Raw genomic sequence first — 1315 nt, forward strand, 5'->3', positions numbered from 1 at the left:
GAGACTGTAATTAAAATTGTGTATCTGCCTGTTTTTGATATGTTCACTCCAACAACGGAGACAGGCAAATTATGGACGAAAAGAAACTTAAAGCCCTTGCGGCTGAACTGGCTAAAGGTCTTAAAACCGAAGCCGATCTCAATGCGTTTTCCCGCATGTTGACGAAGTTAACCGTCGAAACCGCGCTCAATGCAGAGCTGACTGACCACCTCGGGCACGAGAAAAACGCCCCAAAATCAGGCTCGAATACACGCAATGGTTACTCGTCAAAAACGCTGCTGTGCGACGATGGTGAGATTGAACTCAGCACACCACGTGACCGTGAAAACACCTTTGAGCCTCAGTTGATAAAGAAAAATCAGACGCGCATCACGCAGATGGACAGCCAGATTTTGTCCCTGTACGCCAAAGGCATGACCACGCGGGAAATCGTCGCTACCTTCAAAGAGATGTACGATGCGGACGTGTCTCCCACGCTGATATCTAAAGTCACCGATGCGGTTAAAGAACAGGTAACAGAGTGGCAAAACCGGCCGCTGGATGCACTGTATCCCATTGTTTATCTTGACTGTATCGTTGTGAAGGTTCGTCACGGCGGCAGCGTGATTAACAAGGCTGTCTTCCTCGCGCTGGGCATCAATACCGAAGGCCAGAAAGAGCTGCTGGGTATGTGGCTGGCAGAAAACGAAGGGGCTAAGTTCTGGCTCAGTGTGCTGACAGAGCTTAAAAACCGGGGGCTACAGGACATCCTGATTGCCTGCGTGGACGGCCTGAAGGGCTTCCCGGATGCGATAAACAGCGTTTACCCTCAGACACATATCCAGCTGTGCATCATCCATATGGTGCGCAACAGCCTGAAATACGTGTCCTGGAAGGACTATAAGGACGTCACCAGCGGGCTGAAAACGATATACCAGGCCCCGACAGAAGAAGCTGCGCTGATGGCGCTGGATGCGTTCGCAAACGTCTGGGATGATAAATACCCACAAATCAGCAAAAGCTGGCGTGCACACTGGGAAAATCTCAATACGTTCTTCGGCTATCCTCCCGATATCCGTAAGGCAATCTACACCACGAATGCCATCGAGTCGCTGAACAGTGTTATCCGTGCAGCCATCAAAAAGCGAAAGGTGTTCCCGACAGACGACTCGGTGCGAAAAGTGATTTATCTGGCGATCAAGGATGCTTCAAAGAAATGGAGTATGCCGATCCAAAACTGGCGGCTGGCGATGAGTCGTTTTATTATCGAGTTCGGTGACCGCCTGAGCGATCACCTTTAATACGTTGGCAGTTACACAGAATTATTTACAGGGTC

General features: G+C 50.1%; 1 protein-coding gene. It reads left to right on the forward strand.

The window, feature by feature from the left end; all coding sequences use genetic code 11:
* The first annotated feature begins 71 nt into the window (after nucleotides 1-71).
* Nucleotides 72-1280: an IS256 family transposase gene (locus LVQ79_RS22465; protein ID WP_232867054.1), complete on the forward strand. Its 1209-nt coding sequence runs from the start codon at nucleotides 72-74 to the stop codon at nucleotides 1278-1280.
* Nucleotides 1281-1315 lie beyond the last annotated feature (35 nt).

Source organism: Buttiauxella cochleicola (assembly GCF_021282405.1).
In the GTDB taxonomy this organism is placed as follows: domain Bacteria; phylum Pseudomonadota; class Gammaproteobacteria; order Enterobacterales; family Enterobacteriaceae; genus Buttiauxella; species Buttiauxella massiliensis.

Coding starts and splice junctions, on each gene's coding strand:
- LVQ79_RS22465 (WP_232867054.1), top strand. CDS start 72: ATGGACGAAAAGAAACTTAAAGCCCTTGCGGCTGAACTGGCTAAAGGT.